The sequence below is a fragment of the Algoriphagus alkaliphilus genome (genome assembly GCF_900103735.1).
In the GTDB taxonomy this organism is placed as follows: Bacteria; Bacteroidota; Bacteroidia; order Cytophagales; family Cyclobacteriaceae; genus Algoriphagus; species Algoriphagus alkaliphilus.
Genome location: NZ_FMXE01000018.1, coordinates 1 through 1,015 on the forward strand (window position 1 = coordinate 1; position 1,015 = coordinate 1,015).

The following is a 1,015-nucleotide window of genomic DNA, read 5'->3' on the forward strand; positions in this document are numbered from 1 at the left end:
CAGGGCAGTGGGCAGTGGGCAGTAGTCAACGGTCCACAGTCCATGGTCCACAGCAGCGGGATGTTCAGTTGGAAGTTTGTCTTGCTTCTTGATTCTTGTCTCTTGATTCAGCAAACTACCTACTGTTTTAACCGCAAAGACGCGATGGGACGCGAAGGTTTTTTTAAGTTTGGCTTTGGTTGAGGTTTTAAACAACTTCATGGCTTTTGGGCAGTGCTTGACTTTTTCAAGGTCTCAAAGAAATGCTTCGACTATCTTGGTACATGGTACATGGTACATCATGCTACTTGTGTCTTGCTACTATCACCTTCAAACCCCAAATACAAGAATGCCCTGCACATTGCCCGGGTCTTCTTCAAGGATTTGGACTTCTACTTTTCGTTGGACTTTCTGGTAGGTTTTTTGAAGGATGTAGTCCAGGTAGACGGTGTCGAGATTTTTACCGATCAGGATCATGTTGACTGTTCCCGAATCGATACCCTGGGCGTAATCCCCCACGATGTAGGCTTTTTCCACCTCTCCCATCCGTTTGACGATTTTCTCCATCAGTTCTTCCAATCCCAGAAATTTGGAGACCATGCCTGTGATTTCATGAAAAAAGGGATGGAGTTTGTTGGCGCGGTAGACCTTGGTTTTACCCTCATCCTCTGCCAACAGCAATCCAGCTTCAGTCAGGCGGTTGAGTTCGACCCGCACTGAATTGGTGGATTCATCAAATTCTTTGGCAAGTGAGCGGAGATAGCCGGAGTTTGCGTAAGAGAAAAACTTCAGGAGAAGTTTGATTCTGGTTTTAGACGTGACGAGGGAGTCGAGCAGAGGGAGATTCGAGTTACGAGGTACGAGATACGAAGTTGTGAGGACTGTTGAGGTTGAGGGTTGTCGGATGACGGATGACCGATGACCGATGTTTTGGAGCTGGAAGACCTGAGACGGAAGTGGGATGTTGTATGACCGATGCTGGTCTTGGTACATGGTACTTTGTACTTGGTACACTTATTTTTAGTCAACAGTCCAC

2 protein-coding genes are annotated in these 1,015 nt (G+C 46.8%); one reads left to right on the forward strand and one right to left on the reverse strand.

The window, feature by feature from the left end:
- Window positions 1-183, forward strand: a 183-nt coding sequence (locus BLQ81_RS22495) for a hypothetical protein (protein WP_217636665.1), incomplete at its 5' end; no start/stop codon positions are given.
- 126 nt (window positions 184-309) lie between these two features.
- Here BLQ81_RS22495 and BLQ81_RS12885 read toward each other — a convergent pair.
- A complete protein-coding gene (locus BLQ81_RS12885; RefSeq protein ID WP_317042030.1) occupies window positions 310-993 on the reverse strand; it encodes a winged helix-turn-helix domain-containing protein in 684 nt (227 codons plus the stop codon).
- Window positions 994-1,015: the final 22 nt, after the last annotated feature.